A 16,807-nucleotide genomic window follows, 5' to 3' on the forward strand; every position below is an offset into this window, starting at 1 on the left:
ACGGCGTGCGGTCCGGGCACAGCCATGCCATAGGTTGGACCGGTGACGGGGACGATGCGAGTGCGCCCGAGCGAGGCGCCGAGCCGGACGCTGGCGCAGGTGGCGAGGACGCTGGGCGTCCCGACCGACGACACCTCCACGACGATCACCGGGCTGGCGCTCAACACGCGTGACGTGCGCCCCGGCGACCTGTACGCGGCGCTCCCGGGCGCCCGCGCGCACGGCGCCGACTTCGCCGACCGGGCCCGCGAGGCCGGAGCGGTCGCGGTGCTCACCGACGCCGACGGTGCGGCCCGCCTGGACGGCTCGCTCCCGGTGCTGGTGCACCCGACCCCGCGCTCGGTGCTGGCCGGTCTCGCGGCCGACCTGTACGACCACCCGTCCGAGGCGTTCACGACCCTCGGCGTCACCGGCACGCAGGGCAAGACCACCACGACGTACCTCGCCGAGGCGGCGCTCGGCGCCGAGCAGGCGGCGGTCGTCGGCACCATCGGCACCCGGGTCAAGGGCGTCCCGGCGGCGTCCGCGCTGACCACGCCCGAGGCGCCCCAGCTGCAGGCGCTGTTCGCGGTGATGCGCGAGGAGCACGTCCGGCTCTGCGCCATGGAGGTCTCGAGCCACGCGCTCGTCCAGGGTCGGGTCGACGGCTTCGCCTTCGACGTCGCCGTCTTCCTGAACCTGGGCCGCGACCACCTGGACTTCCACGGCGACGTGCGGTCCTACTTCGAGGCCAAGGCGTCGCTGTTCACGCCCGAGCACGCGCGCCACGCGGTGCTCAACGCCGACGACGAGCACGGCCGCCTGCTGGCCGAGCGCACCAGCCTGCCGGTCACCACGTTCTCGGTCGACGGACGCGCCGCCGACTGGCGCGCGGTCAACGTGCGCCCGCACCGGCTCGGCTCGGACCTGACCGTGCTCGGCCCGGACGGCCTCGAGCTCGAGATGAGCGTGCCGCTGCCGGGCGTCTTCAACGTCTCCAACGCGCTGGCCGTCGTCGCGGCCCTCAGCACCGCCGGGCACGACCCGGCCGCCCTGGTCGCGGGCATCGGCCGCAGCACCGGCGTCCCCGGACGCATGGAGCGCGTCGAGCGCGGCCAGGAGTTCACCGCGGTCGTCGACTACGCCCACAAGCCTGACGCCGTCACCGCCGTGCTGGCCGCGCTGCGACCGGTCACGCCCGGCCGCCTCGTGGTCGTGCTCGGGGCCGGGGGAGACCGTGACCACGGCAAGCGTCCGCTCATGGGTGCCGCCGCAGCCGAGTGGGCGGACGTGCTGGTCGTCACCGACGACAACCCGCGCACCGAGGACCCGGCCACGATCCGCGCCGCCGTGCTGGCCGGCGCGCACGACGCGTCCGGTGTCGAGGTCGTCGAGATCGGCGGACGCCGCGAGGCGATCGCCCACGCCGTCTCGCTCGCGCGCCGCGGCGACACCGTCGTGGTCGCCGGCAAGGGCCACGAGCAGGGCCAGGAGGTCGCCGGCGTCGTGCACCCCTTCGACGACCGCGACGTGCTGGCCGAGCTGATCGACGCCGCGGGGGAGGCCTCCGCGTGATCGAGCTGACCCTGGCCGAGCTGGCCGACGTCACCGGCGGGACGCTGCACGGCGACCCGGCGACGGCCGTGACCGGCGCGCCGTCCGTCGACTCGCGCGCCGTGGATCCCGGTGGGCTGTTCGTGGCCGTGGCCGGCGAGCACGTCGATGGGCACGACTTCGCCGCCGCGGCCCTGGCCGGCGGTGCCGCCGCGGTGCTCGCGTCGCGACCGCTCGACGGACCGTGCGTCGTCGTGGACGACGTGGTCGTCGCCCTCGGACTTGTCGCCCGCCACGTCGTGGACCGCCTGGACGGCCTGCGCGTCGTCGGCGTCACCGGCTCGGCCGGCAAGACGAGCGTGAAGGACCTGCTCGCGCACCTGTTGGCGGGCTTCGGGCCGACGGTCGCACCGACCGGCTCGTTCAACAACGAGCTCGGCGTCCCCCTCACCGTGCTGCGGGCCGACGAGCGCACCCGCTTCCTGGTCGTCGAGATGGGCGCCCGCGGCGTCGGCCACATCCGGCTGCTGTGCGACATCGCACCGCCCGACGTGGCCGTCGTGCTCAACGTCGGCTCGGCCCATCTCGGCGAGTTCGGCTCGCCCGAGCGCACCGCCCAGGCCAAGGGCGAGCTGGTCGAGGCGCTGCGCCCCGACGGCATCGCGGTGCTGAACGCCGACGACGTCCGGGTCGCCGCCATGGCGTCGCGCACCCAGGCGCCGGTCCTCACCTTCGGCGGCGAGGGTGCCGACGTCGCCGCCACCGACGTCTCCCTGGACGCCTCCGGCGAGGTCGACCTCGTGGTCGTCCACGCCGGCCAGCGTCGTCCGGCCCACCTGCCGCTGCTCGGCGAGCACCAGGCGGCCAACGCCGCCGCCGCGCTCGCCGTGGTGCAGGCGCTCGGCCTCGACGTCGACCGGGCCGTCGACGCGCTCGCGACCGCCCGGCCCGCCTCGCCCATGCGCATGCAGCGCGAGGTGCGCGCCGACGGCCTCGTCGTCGTCAACGACGCCTACAACGCCAACCCCGAGTCCGCCGCCGCCGCGGTCGACGCGCTGGCCGCCATGGGTGGCGAGGGCGCGACGTACGCCGTCCTGGGCGAGATGCTCGAGCTCGGTGAGGGCAGCGACGCCGCCCACCGTGCGCTCGGCGAGCACGCCGTCGCGCGCGGCGTCGACCACGTGCTCGCCGTCGGCGCCGGAGCGGCTCCGGTCGCCGAGGGCGCCGGCGAGCGCGGCCACGCCGTCCCCGACACCGACGCCGCCGTCGCCTGGCTGCGCGAGCGCGTGGCGCCGGGCGACGCGGTGCTGGTCAAGGCCTCGCGCGGCTCGCGGCTCGAGCGAGTCGCCGACGCCCTCCTGACGGGGTGACGGCATACTTCTCGTTGTCCTGCCCACCCCTGCCTGTCGTCCCCCGAACGGAGCCCCTGCTCGATGAAGGCCATCCTGATCGCCGGTGCGGTCTCGCTGCTCGTGACGCTCCTGGGCACCCGGGTCGCCATCAGCGCGCTGGTGAAGCAGGGGTACGGGCAGCTGATCCGCGACGACGGCCCGACCTCGCACCACACCAAGCGCGGCACCCCCACGATGGGCGGCCTGGTCATCATCCTGGCCGTGCTGGTGGGCTACGCCGCCTCGATGCTGGTCACCCAGACCGAGCCCAGCGCGTCCGCGCTGCTGCTGCTGTTCCTGTTCTGCGGACTGGGACTCATCGGGTTCCTCGACGACTTCATCAAGATCTTCAAGCAGCGCAGCCTGGGGCTGCGCAGCAAGGCCAAGCTCGTCGGGCAGACCGTGATCGGGCTGATCTTCGCGATCCTGGCCATCAACCTCGAGGACGCCGAGGGCTCGACGGTCATCACGCACGCCGTCTCGTTCACGCGTGATATCCCGGGCTGGACGCTGCCGAGCGTCGCCCTGGTGATCTGGGTGCTGCTGCTCATCGCCGGCACCAGCAACGGCGTCAACCTGACCGACGGCCTGGACGGCCTGGCCACGGGCACCTGCGCCATGATCTTCGGCGCCTACGTGATCATCAACATCTGGCAGAGCAACCAGAACTGCGACACGAACCCGCTCGTCTCCAAGTGCTACGAGGTGCGCGACCCGCTCGACCTGGCGGTCGTGGCGTCCGCCCTCATGGGCGCCTGCATCGGCTTCCTGTGGTGGAACGCCGCCCCGGCCAAGATCTTCATGGGCGACACCGGCTCGCTGTCGCTCGGCGGCGCCATCGCCGGTCTGGCGCTCATGACCCGCACCGAGCTGCTGCTCGTCGTGCTCGGCGGCCTGCTGGTCGCGATCACCGCCTCGGTCATCCTGCAGGTCGGCTTCTTCAAGGCGACCAAGGGCAAGCGGCTGTTCCGCATGGCCCCGCTGCAGCACCACTTCGAGCTGCTCGGCTGGGCCGAGGTCACGATCGTCGTGCGCTTCTGGCTGATCAGCGCGCTGTGCGTCGCCACCGGCCTGGGCATCTTCTACGCCGAGTGGGTCGCGAGCCTGTGAGCGAGGACGTCACGCGGCTCGGGCGCACCTCGGACTGGAGCGGCGTCCGCGCCGTCGTCGCCGGCTTCGGCCGCAGCGGGTTCGCCGCCGCCGACACGCTGCAGCACCTCGGGGCACAGGTCGTCGTGGTGGACGAGCAGGAGCCCACCGCCATGGCCGAGCAGGCCGAGCTCATGCGCGTCCTGGGCGTCGAGCTGCGCGTCGGCCCGGGCAGCACGGCCACGCTGCCGGAGCCGGTCGACCTCGTCGTCGTGTCGCCGGGCTGGCGCCCGGACGCCCCGCTGCTGCGCCAGGCGCTCGACGCCGGCGTGCCCGTGTGGGGCGAGGTCGAGCTGGCCTGGCGCCTGCGCGGCGACGACGCCGCCCCGTGGCTCGTCGTCACCGGCACCAACGGCAAGACCACCACGGTGCAGATGCTCGAGGCGATGCTGCAGGCCAACGGCGAGCGGGCGATCGCGGTCGGCAACGTCGGCACCCCGGTGCTCGAGGCGGTCATGGACCCCGAGCCGTGGGACGCGCTGGCGGTCGAGCTGTCGAGCTTCCAGCTGTACTGGCAGTCGTCCATGTCGGCCCAGGCCGCCGCAGTGCTGAACCTCGCGCCGGACCACCTGGACTGGCACGCCGCCGAGCCCGGTGGCGCCGACGACCCGATGGCCCACTACGCCGCGGCCAAGGGCAAGGCGTACGAGCACGCGCAGGTCGCCTGCGTCTACAACGTCGACGACCCCGCGACCGAGCACCTGGTCGAGGAGGCCGACGTCGTCGAGGGCTGCCGCGCGATCGGCTTCACCCTCGGCGTCCCGGCGCCCAGCATGGTCGGGCTGGTCGAGGACGTGCTGGCCGACCGCGCGTTCGTGGAGAACCGCACCACGTCCGCCGCCGAGCTGGGCACGCTGCGCGACCTGGAGCAGGCGCTGGGCCGCGCGCCCGCGCCGCACCAGGTGGCCAACGCGCTCGCCGCCGCGGCCCTCGCGCTCGCGCACGGCGTGCCGCCCAAGGCGGTCCGCGACGGGCTGCGCGCCTTCCGGCCCGACGCCCACCGCATCGAGCAGGTCGCCGAGTCCGGCGGCGTCACGTGGGTCGACGACAGCAAGGCCACCAACACGCACGCCGCGCTGGCGTCCCTGCGCGGCGTCGAGCACGCGGTCTGGATCGCCGGCGGCCTGGCGAAGGGCGCGTCGTTCGACGAGCTCGTCGAGCAGGCGCACGACCGGATGCGGGCGGTCGTCCTCATCGGCCGCGACCGCGACGTGATCGCCGACGCGCTGCGACGACACGCGCCCGATGTGCCCGTCGTCGAGGTCGAGCCGGGGGAGACTGACCTCATGGACCGCGTCGTGGACGCGGCCGCGTCGTTCGCCCAGCCGGGCGACACGGTGCTGCTGGCCCCCGGCTGCGCGTCCATGGACCAGTTCGAGAGCTACGGCGCCCGGGGGGACGCGTTCGCTGCGGCGGTACGACGGAGGGTGCACGAGCAGTAGTCACGGCGCAGACGAGGGAGCGAGATGGCCACGAGCACGGAGTCGGCCCGCCCGTCCCGGAGCGGCTTCCTGGCCGGCCTGCGCGGGGCCCTCGACCGGCCGCTGACCTCCCACCAGCTCGTCCTGGGCGTCGGCACGATCCTGCTCTGCCTGGGCCTCGTGATGGTGCTGAGCGCGAGCTCGGTGCTCGCGCTGCGCCAGCACGGCAACGCCTTCTACTACTTCGAGCGCCAGCTGCTGTTCGCCGTCGTCGGTGGAGCGGGCGCGATCGTGGCCGCCAAGCTCCCGTTCCGGACGCTGCACTGGGCCACGTACCCGGTGCTCATCGGCAGCGTCGCGCTCATCGCCGCCACCTACGTCATCGGCGTGGAGATCCGCGGCAACCGCAACTGGCTGCCGCTGGCCGGCGGCTTCATGCTGCAGCCCTCGGAGTTCGCCAAGCTCGCGGTCGTCCTGTGGGTGGCGCACCTGTACTCGCGCAAGCAGAAGCTGCTCGGCCGCACCTCGCACGTGCTGGTGCCGATGCTGCCGGTCACCGCCGGAGTCGCGCTGCTCGTCGTCGGCCAGAACGACCTGGGCACCGCGCTCGTCCTGTTCGCGGTCATGCTCGGCATGCTGTGGGTCGCCGGGCTGAAGAGCCGTCCGCTCATGGCCATCTTCCTCACGCTCGGCGCCGTGCTCGTGTTCTTCGTCGCCGCCGCACCGCACCGCGTGGCGCGCCTGCTGACGTTCATGGACCCCATGTCGGCGGCCGACACCGACGGCTACCAGTCGATCCACAGCCGCATGGCCTTCGCCAGCGGCCAGTTCTGGGGCGTCGGGCTGGGCGGCAGCCGGCAGAAGTGGGGCACGCTGCCCGAAGCCCACAACGACTTCATCCTGGCCATCATCGGCGAGGAGCTCGGCCTGTTCGGCGCCTGCGTCGTGCTGGTGCTGTTCGGCCTGCTGGCCTACGCGGGCATCCGCATCGCCACCCGCACGCGCGACCCGTACGCCCGCTACCTGGCCGCCGGCATCACCATCTGGCTGCTCGCCCAGGCGCTCATCAACATCGGCATGGTGCTCGGTCTGCTGCCTGTCATCGGCATCCCGCTGCCACTCATCTCGTCCGGAGGATCCAGCCTGATGACCACCCTGGTGGCCGTGGGCCTTCTGGTTAACTGTGCCAAGAGCGAGCCCGGCGCCAAGCGTGCGCTGGAGGCTCGCGCCGCGCGTCGCTCCGGCCGCGGACTCATGGGGATCGGACGGAGGGGCTGACCGGGTGCGAGTGCTGCTAGCCGGGGGAGGGACCGCCGGCCACACGTCACCACTGCTCGCGACCGCGCAGGCGCTCACCGAGATCGACGCGTCCGTCGAGATCACGTGCCTGGGCACCCCGCGCGGCCTGGAGGTGACGCTCGTCCCGCAGGCCGGCTACGACCTCGAGCTCGTCCCGCCGGTGCCGCTGCCCCGCTCGGTCGGGCCCGACCTGCTCAAGCTCCCCGTCCGGCTGCGCCGCACGGTCAAGGCCACCTCGGACGTCATGCGGCGCGTGCGCCCGGACGTCGTGGTCGGCTTCGGCGGCTACGTCTCGGTGCCGGCCTACCTGGCGGCGCGGCGTCGCGGCATCCCGATCGTCGTGCACGAGGGCAACGCGCTGCCCGGCGTGGCCAACAAGCTGGGCGCCCGTCTCACCGAGCACGTCGCCACGAGCTTCCCGGGCACCGAGCTGCCGCACGCCCAGCACCTCGGCCTGCCGATCCGGCGGGCCATCTCCGGGCTCGACCGGGCCGCCACCCGCACCGAGGCGCGCGCGTTCTTCGGCCTCGACCCCGAGCTGCCCACCCTGCTGGTCACCGGCGGGTCGCAGGGCGCCCGGCGCATCAACCACGCCGTCTCGGCCGCCGCCGGGGCCCTGGCGGAGGCCGGCGTCCAGGTGCTGCACGCCGCCGGACGTCCCGAGGAGGTCCAGCCCGAGCGCGTCGCCGGTGGACCTCCCTACGTCGTCGAGCCGTTCATCGACCGCATGGACCTGGCGCTCGCCGCCGCCGACCTCATCGTGTGCCGCTCCGGCGCCAACACGGTCGTCGAGGTGGCCTCGGTCGGCCTGCCCGCCGTCTTCGTCCCGCTGCCGCACGGCAACGGGGAGCAGGCGCTCAACGCCAGCGCGGTCGTGCAGGCCGGCGGCGCGCTGCTGATCGACGACGACGCGCTCACCGCCGCGTGGATCACCGACGTGGTCGCCCCGCTCGTGAGCGACCCCGAGCGGCTCGCCGCGATGTCGGCGGCCGCGTCCGACCTGGTGCCGCGCGACGCCGACGTGCGCCTGGCCCACCTGGTGCTGCAGGCGGCCGATCGATGAGGATCCCGGTCCCCGAGCACGTCGTCCCGGCGTCCGAGCTGCGCCGCGTCCACCTCGTCGGCGTCGGCGGGGCGGGGCTGTCGGCCATCGCCCGGCTGCTCGCCGCCCGCGGCGTCGAGGTCTCCGGCAGCGACGCGAACGACTCCGCCGTGCTGCAGGCGCTGCGCACCGAGGGCGTCACGGGCCACGTCGGGCACGCCGCCGAGCACGTGGGCGACGTCGACGCGGTCATCGCCTCCACGGCCGTCCGTGAGGACAACCCCGAGGTCGTCGCCGCGCTCGAGCGAGGGCTGGCCCTGTGGCCGCGCTCGGCCGGCATGCAGTCGGTGCTGTCCGGCCACCGCGTCGTCGCGGTCGCCGGCACCCACGGCAAGACGACCACCACCGCGATGCTGGCCGTCGCGCTCACCGAGACCGGCCTCGACCCGTCGTACGCGATCGGGGCCGAGGTGCCGGCGCTCGGCACCAACGCCCACCTGGGCGGCGAGGTCTTCGTGGCCGAGGCCGACGAGAGCGACGGCGCCTTCCTCGTCTACACCCCGGCCGTCGGCGTCGTGACCAACGTCGACGCCGACCACCTCGACACCTGGGCCACGGTCGAGGCGTACGAGGAGGCGTTCGAGCAGTTTGTCTCGCACCTGACCGAGGCGGTCGTGCTGTGCGCCGACGACCCGGTGGCCGTGCGGCTCGCCGAGCCCGCGCGCCGGCAGGGACTGCGCGTCGTGACGGCCGGCCTGGCCGACGACGCCGACGTCCGCGCGGTCGACCTGCGGGTCGAGGGCGGACGCACGTCCTTCGACGTCGTCGCGTTCGGCGAACCGCTGGGCCGGGCCGAGCTGGCCGTGCCCGGACGCCACTACGCGGTCGACGCGCTCCTCGCCCTGGCCGCCGGCCTGGTCGTCGGTGGCGAGCCCGCGGCCCTGCTGCGCGGCCTCGGCCGCCACCAGGGCGCCAAGCGCCGCATGGAGCACCGCGGCGACGCCGGCGGCGTGCGGGTGTACGACTCCTACGCCCACCACCCGACCGAGATCGCCGCCGACCTCGAGGCCGCCCGGTCCCTGGCCGGCGACGACCGCCTCGTCGTGGCCTTCCAGCCGCACCTGGTCAGCCGCACGCGCACCCACGGCGCCGCCATGGGCCAGGCGCTCGCGGCCGCCGACGAGGTGCTGGTCGCCGACATCTACCTCGCCCGCGAGGACCCCGACCCCGAGGTCACCGCCCGGATGGTGGTCGACGCGGCCGGCTCGGACCACGTGCGCGCCGGCGGCTCCCTCGCCGACGTCGAGCGCGAGCTTGTCCGCGTGCTCCGGCCCGGCGACCTGCTGCTCACGCTCGGCGCCGGTGACGTGACGACCCTCGGACCGGCGGTGCTGGCGGCGCTGGAGCCTCGGTGAGCCAACGGCTGTTCGAGCAACGACGTCGCGCCGGCCGCTGGCAGCGCTGGCGGTGGCGGGTCCTCGCCCTCCTGGTGCTCGTCCTGCTCGGCGCGGGGGCCTATGCCGTGTGGTTCTCCGACGTGCTGGGCGTCCGTGACGTCGAGGTGCGCGGCGCCACCACGATCGAGCCCGCCCAGGTGCTCGCCGTGGCGAAGGTCCCCACCGGCGAGCCGCTGGCCCGGCTCGACACCGCCGCGGTCGAGCGACGCGTGACCGAGGCGCTGCCGCGGGTGGCGACGGTCGAGGTCCGGCGCGACTGGCCGCACGGCGTCGTCGTCGACGTGACCGAGCGCGTGGCGGTGGTCTGGACCCGCGACGACGGCACGGTGCGGGCGCTGGACGCCGAGGGCGTCGCCTTCCGCACCTACGCGCGAGCCCCGAAGGACCTGCTCGAGGTCACGTCGTCCGCGACGGGGGAGCGGCGCCGCCGGCAGGCCGTCGCCGCGGCCGCCCAGGTGCTCGCCGACGTGAAGCGCCGGGCGCCGGAGCTCTACCAGGAGGTGCGGAGCGTCCGCGCCGACACCCGCGACGACGTCCGGCTCGAGCTGCGTCGTGGCCGCACCCTCGTGTGGGGGAGCCCGGACCAGACGACCGCCAAGCTGCGCGTCGTCGACCGGCTGCTCGACCTGCGGGCGAAGGTCTACGACGTCAGCGCGCCCGACACGCCCACCACCAGCTGACCCGGCCGAACCCGAGCGCGTCCGTCGGCGTGTCGGCGCCGCAGAGTGCGGTGCGGTCCGTAGATTCAGTGGTGTCGAGGTTGACATAACTATAACCCTGAGGTCAAGGGTTAGGGTTCAGCTCCGGCCCCGAGTCTTCGAAGTATCAGCGAAAGGTGCGAGCCGATGGCCGTGCAGAACTACCTCGCCGTCATCAAGGTCGTCGGTATCGGCGGTGGCGGAGTCAACGCCGTCAACCGCATGATCGAGGTCGGCCTCAAGGGTGTCGAGTTCATCGCCATCAACACCGACGCGCAGGCGCTGCTCATGAGCGACGCCGACGTCAAGCTCGACGTGGGCCGTGAGTCCACGCGCGGCCTGGGCGCCGGTGCCAACCCCGACATCGGCAAGCGCGCCGCCGAGGACCACGCCGAGGAGATCGAGGCGGCCATCAAGGGCGCCGACATGGTCTTCGTGACGGCGGGCGAGGGCGGCGGCACCGGCACCGGTGGCGCTCCCGTCGTGGCCCGCATCGCGCGCTCGCTCGGCGCCCTGACGATCGGCGTGGTGACGCGCCCGTTCAAGTTCGAGGGCCGCAGCCGCTCCATGCAGGCCGAGGCCGGCATCGAGGCGCTGCGCGAGGAGGTCGACACCCTCATCGTCATCCCGAACGACCGCCTGCTCAGCATCAGCGACAAGAACGTCAGCCTCCTGGACTCCTTCCGCCAGGCCGACCAGGTGCTGCTGCAGGGCGTCTCGGGCATCACCGAGCTCATCACCACGCCCGGCCTGATCAACCTCGACTTCGCCGACGTCAAGTCGGTGATGTCGGACGCCGGCTCGGCGCTCATGGGCATCGGCTCGGCCCGGGGCGAGCAGCGTGCTGCCGTCGCGGCCGAGATGGCCGTCTCCAGCCCCCTGCTCGAGGCGTCCATCGAGGGCGCCCGCGGCGTGCTGCTGTCGATCGCCGGCGGCTCGGACCTCGGCCTGTTCGAGATCAACGAGGCGGCCGGCCTGGTCGCCGACGCCGTCCACCCCGAGGCCAAGATCATCTTCGGCGCGGTCATCGACGACGCGCTCGGCGACGAGGTGCGGGTCACCGTCATCGCCGCCGGGTTCGACGGTGGCGAGCCCAAGGCGCGCGACGTCGAGCGTCCCGCGCTGCTCCGGGAGCGGCCGACCACGGCCGGCGAGGTGGCCGAGGCCTCCGCGCCGCCGGCGGCCCCCGCCCCCGAGCCGCGTCGCGACGTCCCGCCGGCCGCCCAGCCGATGAACGTCGACTACGACGACGACCTCGACGTCCCGGACTTCCTGCGCTGATCGTGGGTCACGACGCCGTGCTGCACGACCGGGCCGAGACCGGCCCGGTCGTCGTCGCGCTCACCGCGCGCGCCGGCGGCGTGAGCGAGGGCCCGTACGCCGCGCTCAACCTCGGTGACCACGTGGGCGACGACCCCGTCGCGGTCGCCGAGAACCTGCGCCGGCTCGCCGACGCGCTCGAGGTCGAGCGGGTGGTGGGGATGACGCAGGTGCATGGCTCCGACGTCGCCGTGGTCGGGAGCGACTCCGACGAGCCGACCGCCGACGCGATGGTCACGGTCGAGCCGGGCGTCGCCCTGCTCGTCCGGGTCGCCGACTGCCTGCCCGTGGTGCTGGCCGACCCCGAGGCCGGGGTCGTCGGCGTCGCGCACGCCGGACGCAAGGGGCTCGAGCTCGGGGTCGTCCCGCGCACCGTCGGCGTCATGCGCGAGCACGGCGCGGCCGGCCTGCGGGCCTGGACCGGGCCGCACGCGTGCGGGCGCTGCTACGAGGTGCCCGCCGACATGGCGGCCGAGGTCGAGCGCGTCGCGCCCGGCAGCGCGTCGCGGACGTCGTGGGGCACCGCCGCGATCGACCTGGCCGCCGGCGTCGCCGCGCAGCTGACGGCGGCCGACGTGCTGGTCGAGCAGCTCCCGGGCTGCACGATCGAGGACGACACCTTCTTCTCCCACCGCCGCCAGGGCGGCACCGCGGGACGCTTCGGCATGGTGGTGGTGAACCGTGGACCGGCGTGACGAGCTCGAGCAGAACCTGGCCGCCGTCGAGCGCCGCATCACCGCCGCGTGCGACGACGCCGGGCGGTCCCGATCCGACGTCCACCTCGTGGTCGTCACCAAGACCTACCCGGCGTCCGACGTCGACCTGCTCGCCGGGCTCGGCGTCACCGACGTGGGGGAGAACCGCCACCCGGAGGCGCGCGACAAGCGTGAGCAGACGGGCGCCGACCTGCGCTGGCACTTCGTCGGTGGCCTGCAGTCCAACAAGGCCGCGGCGGTCGCGCGCTACGCCGACGTCGTGCAGAGCGTCGACCGGGTCAAGCTCGTCGGTGCGCTCTCGCGCGGCGCCGCCGAGTCCGGGCGCGAGGTCACGTGCCTCGTGCAGGTCGACCTCGACGACCCGGCCTCGCACGACGGACGGTCGGGGGCGACGCCCGCCGACGTCCCGGCCGTGGCCGACGCGATCGCTGCGGCCGAGGGCCTCGTGCTCGGCGGCGTCATGGCCGTCGCCCCGCTCGGGGCCGACCCGGCGCCGGCGTTCGCCCGGCTCGCGGAGGTCGCCGAGCGGCTGCGCGACGACCACCCGGACGCCACCACCGTCTCGGCTGGCATGAGCGGCGACCTCGAGGCCGCCGTCCACGCCGGCGCGACACACCTGCGCGTCGGGCGCTCGGTGCTCGGCGAACGCAGCACCACGCACTAATCTCAGACTTGTCATTTCCTCAGGAGGAGCAACCATGGCTGGCGCAATGCGGAAGATGGGCGAGTACCTCGGTCTCGTCGTCCAGGCCGACGACGAGGACTACGTCGAGGAGCCCACCCCGGCGCGGACCCCCGCGCCCCGTCAGCAGCCTGCGCCGGTGGCGCACATCGAGGAGCGGCGCAAGCCCGCCCCGGTGGCGACGGCGGCCGCTCCGGCGGTCGAGTCGCTGGCGCGCATCGAGACGGTGACGCCGCGCTCGTACAACGACGCGCGCACGCTCGGCGAGCACTACCGGGCCGGCGTGCCGGTCATCATGAACCTCTCCGAGATCGACGAGGACGACGCCAAGCGGCTGGTCGACTTCGCGGCCGGCCTCGTCTTCGCCGTCCGTGGCACCATCAACCGCGTCACCCCCAAGGTGTTCCTGCTGTCGCCCGAGAACGTCGTCGTGAGCGACGAGGACCGGCAGCGGATCGTCGAGGGCGGATTCTTCAACCAGAGCTGAGTGCGCGTGCAGATCGTCGGATCCTTCATCGCGCTGGTCCTGTGGCTGGCGCTCGTCCTGCTCATCGCGCGGTTCGTCCTGGACTGGGTGCAGCTGCTCGCCCGCAGCTGGCGTCCCAGCGGCTTCGTGGCCGTGCTGTGCGAGGCCATCTACACCGTCACCGACCCGCCGCTGCGGCTCGTGCGGGGCGTCGTGCCGCCGATCCGCCTGGGCGGGGCGTCGCTCGACCTGTCGCCGATGATCCTCATCATCGTGATCTATCTGCTGCAGATCATCAACCGCATGATCTTCTTCTGAGCCGTCCGCACCGAGCCTGTGGCAGCCAGCCGTCGGCACGGAGTACGGTGGACCCTGAACATCTTCCTGACCGTGACACATTTGAGGTGAACTCATGCCGTTGACGCCCGAGGACGTGCGCAACAAGCGCTTTACCCCCGTCCGTCTTCGCGAGGGCTATGACATGGGCGAGGTGGACCAGTTCCTCGACGAGGTGGAGGCGGAGCTCGAGCGCCTGACCAAGGAGAACGAGGAGCTCAAGGCCCAGCTCGCGGCTGCGTCCAGCGGTGAGGCCACCGGTGTCATCTCGGCGGTCCCCGCCCCCGCGACCACCGGCACGTTCCCGGCCGTCCAGGAGCAGGCCCCGGCCCCCGAGCCGGAGCCCGAGCCCGAGCCGGAGCCCGAGCCCGAGCCGGCCCCCCAGCCGGTCGCCCCGCCCGTCGTGGCCGCCGCGCCCGAGGCCGAGCGCAAGACGAGCATGTCCGAGGCGTCCACCGCCGCGGCCCGCCTGCTCGAGATCGCCTCGACCAACGCCGACCAGCTCATGGAGTCGGCGAAGGAGGAGGCCGACCGCATCGTCGGCGAGGCCAAGACCAAGGCCGAGCGCATCCTCAACGAGGCGCGCGGCAAGGCCGACCGTCTCGAGACCGAGTCGCGCATCCGTGCGCAGAAGCTCGACGAGGAGACCAACGAGCGTCGCCAGCAGTCCATCGCCGCGATCGAGCGCGAGCGCTACGAGCTCCAGCGCGACGTCGAGCACCTGCGGGCGTACGAGCGCGAGTACCGCGCCCGGCTCAAGAACTACTTCCAGAGCCAGCTCGACGGCCTGGAGGTGCAGGAGAACGGCACCTCGACCCCGGTCGAGGCGCCCGCGCAGGCCGAGCCCAAGCGACTCCGCTCGCTGCTCGGCGACGACGACTCCTCGCTGTAAGCACGTCAGGATCACGAGGGCCCCGCACCGTCCGGTGCGGGGCCCTCGTGCGTCCGGCTCAGGCGGCGCCGTCGACGACGACCCGGTCGCGCCCGGCCGCCTTGGCCCGGTAGAGCGCGGCGTCGGCCCGGCGCAGCGCGTGGTCGAACGCCTCGCCCGGTGCCACCTCCGCGACGCCGAAGCTGGCCGTGACCGGCGGCAGGCCGGCGGAGCGGGCCAGGTCGGCGAGCCGCTCGCGCACCATCGCCGCCGCGCCCCGGGCGGCGGTCGTGCTGGCTCCCGGCAGGACGAGGACGATCTCCTCGCCGCCGTAGCGCACCACCAGGTCGGTGGAGCGCAGCGTGTCGCGGCACGCCGCGGCGAAGGCGACGAGCACGCGGTCGCCGACGAGGTGGCCGTGCGTGTCGTTGACCTGCTTGAAGTGGTCGAGGTCGGCCATCACGACCACCGACTGGCGGACGCCGCGCAGCATCGTGGCCGCGCGACGGTCGAGCCCGTTCCGGTTCAGCAGACCGGTGAGCGGGTCGTGGGACGCGGCGTGCCGCAGGTCGGCGGCCTGCAGCTCGTTGGTGAGGGCGCTCATGCTGAACGTCGCGCTCACCAGCATGACCGTGAGCACGACGGTGCTGGGCACGGTGCCGAAGACGACGGTGAAACGGTCGTCGTCCGCGCCCCAGACGAGCAGGGCGGTCGCGCGCGCCAGGTAGAACGCCGACATCAGCCAGCCGGCCAGGGCGGTGACCCGACGCAGCCGGCCGACGTCGTCCGTTCGTGCCGACCACATCGTGGCGGCGGCGAGACCGACGAGCACCGACACCAGCGGGAACAGCAGCCAGGACCCCGCCCACGGGTCGGTGGCGGGGGAGTCCAGCGCGGAGGCGACCAGGATGACGAGCGGCGCGACGACCACCCTCCAGCGAGGCAGGGGGCGGCGGTCGAGCGTGCGAGCCGCCCGCCACACGAGGGCCGCGCCCAGCGCGGTGAAGGCGTTGCCGAGCGGAGTGGTCCAGCGCTGCGCGTCGGTGCCGTCACCCAGGAACAGCATCGTGCCGGCGGCCAGCGAGAGCAGCGCCAGGCACCAGAACAGGGCGTACGACGACCGGGTCGTGCGGTAGACGACGCCGTAGAACAGCGCGAGCGTGGTGGCCAGCACGATGCCGAGCTCGAACCGCAGGGACGTCGGGTCCAGCTGGTCCACCTGAGCCTCCCGAGCGTCTGCGTCCAGTCGAGTCTGCCCCCGGAACGGTCAGGGAGCATCCGCGGCGGCGTGCAGCCAGGTCGTGCACAGCCACCAGGCCTGGGCGGCGTCGAGCACCTCGGCGGTGTCCAGCCCGGTGACCTGCTGGAAGCGCTGCACCCGGTTGCGGACCGTGTTGGGGTGGACGTACAGGGACGCGGCGGCCGCGGCGGTGTCGCGGCGGGCGTGGAGCCACGCGAGGACGGCCTCGGCCACGGGGGAGGCCTGTGGGCCGAGCCGCTCGAGGGCCGCCCGGTGACGCTCCTCGATCGTCGAGGTGAGGTCGGTGCGGCTCAGCAGGGCGAGCGGCACCGCGACGTCGGCGACCATGACCAGGCCGGTGCGTCCGGCGGCCCGGGCCGCGTCGATGGTCGCGGAGGCCAGGCGGTGCGCCGGCCCGACCTCCTCGACCGGCACGGGCCCGGCGCACCCCACCACCCCCTCCAGGTCGTCGCGGGACGTCGGCGGCCGCGCGGAGACGGCCACGACGCCCGCCTCCAGCGGCGCGCGCCAGGTGGCCGGACGCCCGCCGGCGACCCGGTGCAGGAGCCGCTCGGCGTCGGCACCGCGGGCCGCCAGCACCCAGACCGGGCGGCCGGGAGCGAACCCCGCCTCGGCGGCCGCGAGGCCTGCCGCGGTCCCGCCCTCGAGGAGCCGGCGGACGACCTCCAGCTCCCGGTCGACGCCGCGAGATCCGTGCGACCGGGCCTCTCGGTGCGCCCGGATCAGCCGGGCCCGCACCGCCTCGGCCCAGTCGTCGTAGAGGTCGCGCGCGTCCAGGAGCCGGGCCGGGTCGAGGCCGGACTGCTCGGCCAGCTCACGGGCCCGACCCCAGATCGCCCGCTCCGAGACGTGGATGGCTCCCAGCACGACCTCGATCGGGATGCCCTGACCGGCACGCGTCGTGGCCAGGTCCTCGACGAACGACAGCTCCGCCTCGGTCGGCCCGCGACGGCCCGCGACCGCCCGCGTCGCGGCGGCCATGAGAGCACGGGTCTGCCCGGCCATGTCGGCCGGCGGCAGCGCCGAGACCTCGCGCACGAGCTGGCGCACGCCGCCGATGACGGTCGGGACGAGGTCGTCGTCGGACATCACGGCGTCGATCAGCTGGACGACGCCGGACCAGTCGTCGTCGGAAGCAGGCATGGACGCATCCTGGCAGGCGGTT

At 74.0% G+C, this 16,807-nt stretch carries 16 protein-coding genes; 14 read left to right on the top strand and 2 right to left on the bottom strand.

Translation table 11 applies throughout. From position 1 onward, the window contains the following. The first annotated feature begins 54 nt into the window (after window positions 1-54). The 14 genes from HGAM_RS15295 to HGAM_RS15360 all read left to right on the top strand — a co-directional run bounded on the left by HGAM_RS15295 (window position 55) and on the right by HGAM_RS15360 (window position 14,402). Complete coding sequence (locus HGAM_RS15295; RefSeq protein WP_049798404.1) at window positions 55-1,554, top strand: UDP-N-acetylmuramoyl-L-alanyl-D-glutamate--2,6-diaminopimelate ligase; 1,500 nt, start codon at window positions 55-57, stop codon at window positions 1,552-1,554. Continuing rightward, window positions 1,551-2,903: a UDP-N-acetylmuramoyl-tripeptide--D-alanyl-D-alanine ligase gene (locus HGAM_RS15300; protein ID WP_019146376.1), complete on the top strand. Its 1,353-nt coding sequence runs from the start codon at window positions 1,551-1,553 to the stop codon at window positions 2,901-2,903. The genes HGAM_RS15295 and HGAM_RS15300 overlap by 4 nt, the downstream gene beginning before the upstream one ends. A 63-nt stretch (window positions 2,904-2,966) precedes the next feature. Then, on the top strand, window positions 2,967-4,034 hold the full coding sequence (gene mraY, locus HGAM_RS15305; protein WP_019146377.1) for a phospho-N-acetylmuramoyl-pentapeptide-transferase: 1,068 nt from the start codon (window positions 2,967-2,969) through the stop codon (window positions 4,032-4,034). After that, a complete protein-coding gene (gene murD / locus HGAM_RS15310; RefSeq protein WP_019146378.1) occupies window positions 4,031-5,515 on the top strand; it encodes a UDP-N-acetylmuramoyl-L-alanine--D-glutamate ligase in 1,485 nt (494 codons plus the stop codon). The genes mraY and murD overlap by 4 nt, the downstream gene beginning before the upstream one ends. A 24-nt stretch (window positions 5,516-5,539) precedes the next feature. Beyond that, window positions 5,540-6,772 (top strand): putative lipid II flippase FtsW, encoded by a 1,233-nt coding sequence (gene ftsW / locus HGAM_RS19705; RefSeq protein WP_019146379.1) that lies wholly within the window; start codon window positions 5,540-5,542, stop codon window positions 6,770-6,772. A 4-nt stretch (window positions 6,773-6,776) separates the two neighbouring features. Continuing rightward, complete coding sequence (murG, locus tag HGAM_RS15320; RefSeq protein WP_038951888.1) at window positions 6,777-7,856, top strand: undecaprenyldiphospho-muramoylpentapeptide beta-N-acetylglucosaminyltransferase; 1,080 nt, start codon at window positions 6,777-6,779, stop codon at window positions 7,854-7,856. Next, on the top strand, window positions 7,853-9,250 hold the full coding sequence (gene murC / locus HGAM_RS15325) for a UDP-N-acetylmuramate--L-alanine ligase (RefSeq protein ID WP_019146381.1): 1,398 nt from the start codon (window positions 7,853-7,855) through the stop codon (window positions 9,248-9,250). Before murG ends, murC begins: the two co-directional genes overlap by 4 nt. Then, a complete protein-coding gene (locus HGAM_RS19710; RefSeq protein WP_019146382.1) occupies window positions 9,247-9,972 on the top strand; it encodes a cell division protein FtsQ/DivIB in 726 nt (241 codons plus the stop codon). The genes murC and HGAM_RS19710 overlap by 4 nt, the downstream gene beginning before the upstream one ends. 165 nt (window positions 9,973-10,137) lie before the next feature. Beyond that, window positions 10,138-11,271 carry a cell division protein FtsZ gene (ftsZ, locus tag HGAM_RS15335; RefSeq protein ID WP_019146383.1) on the top strand — a complete coding sequence of 378 codons (1,134 nt, stop codon included), beginning with the start codon at window positions 10,138-10,140 and terminating at the stop codon, window positions 11,269-11,271. A 2-nt stretch (window positions 11,272-11,273) separates the two neighbouring features. Beyond that, the gene (gene pgeF, locus HGAM_RS15340) at window positions 11,274-12,005 is read left to right on the top strand and encodes a peptidoglycan editing factor PgeF (RefSeq protein ID WP_019146384.1); all 732 of its coding nucleotides are present in this window, start codon (window positions 11,274-11,276) and stop codon (window positions 12,003-12,005) included. Further along, the gene (locus tag HGAM_RS15345) at window positions 11,992-12,690 is read left to right on the top strand and encodes a YggS family pyridoxal phosphate-dependent enzyme (RefSeq protein ID WP_019146385.1); all 699 of its coding nucleotides are present in this window, start codon (window positions 11,992-11,994) and stop codon (window positions 12,688-12,690) included. The genes pgeF and HGAM_RS15345 overlap by 14 nt, the downstream gene beginning before the upstream one ends. A gap of 34 nt (window positions 12,691-12,724) precedes the next feature. Further along, entirely contained in the window at window positions 12,725-13,195 is a 471-nt protein-coding gene (locus tag HGAM_RS15350) for a cell division protein SepF (RefSeq protein WP_038951890.1), read from the top strand. A 6-nt stretch (window positions 13,196-13,201) separates the two neighbouring features. Further along, window positions 13,202-13,492: a YggT family protein gene (locus tag HGAM_RS15355; protein WP_038951891.1), complete on the top strand. Its 291-nt coding sequence runs from the start codon at window positions 13,202-13,204 to the stop codon at window positions 13,490-13,492. A gap of 94 nt (window positions 13,493-13,586) precedes the next feature. Further along, a complete protein-coding gene (locus tag HGAM_RS15360) occupies window positions 13,587-14,402 on the top strand; it encodes a DivIVA domain-containing protein (protein ID WP_038951892.1) in 816 nt (271 codons plus the stop codon). 58 nt (window positions 14,403-14,460) lie between these two features. Here the strand turns inward: HGAM_RS15360 and HGAM_RS15365 are convergent, their stop codons facing one another. Both HGAM_RS15365 and HGAM_RS15370 read right to left on the bottom strand, forming a co-directional pair. Further along, entirely contained in the window at window positions 14,461-15,600 is a 1,140-nt protein-coding gene (locus HGAM_RS15365; protein ID WP_019146389.1) for a GGDEF domain-containing protein, read from the bottom strand. A 48-nt stretch (window positions 15,601-15,648) separates the two neighbouring features. Then, a complete protein-coding gene (locus tag HGAM_RS15370; protein WP_019146390.1) occupies window positions 15,649-16,785 on the bottom strand; it encodes an RsbRD N-terminal domain-containing protein in 1,137 nt (378 codons plus the stop codon). Window positions 16,786-16,807: the final 22 nt, after the last annotated feature.

Origin of the sequence: Aeromicrobium massiliense JC14 (genome assembly GCF_000312105.1) — a bacterium.
Lineage (GTDB): Bacteria > Actinomycetota > Actinomycetes > Propionibacteriales > Nocardioidaceae > Aeromicrobium > Aeromicrobium massiliense.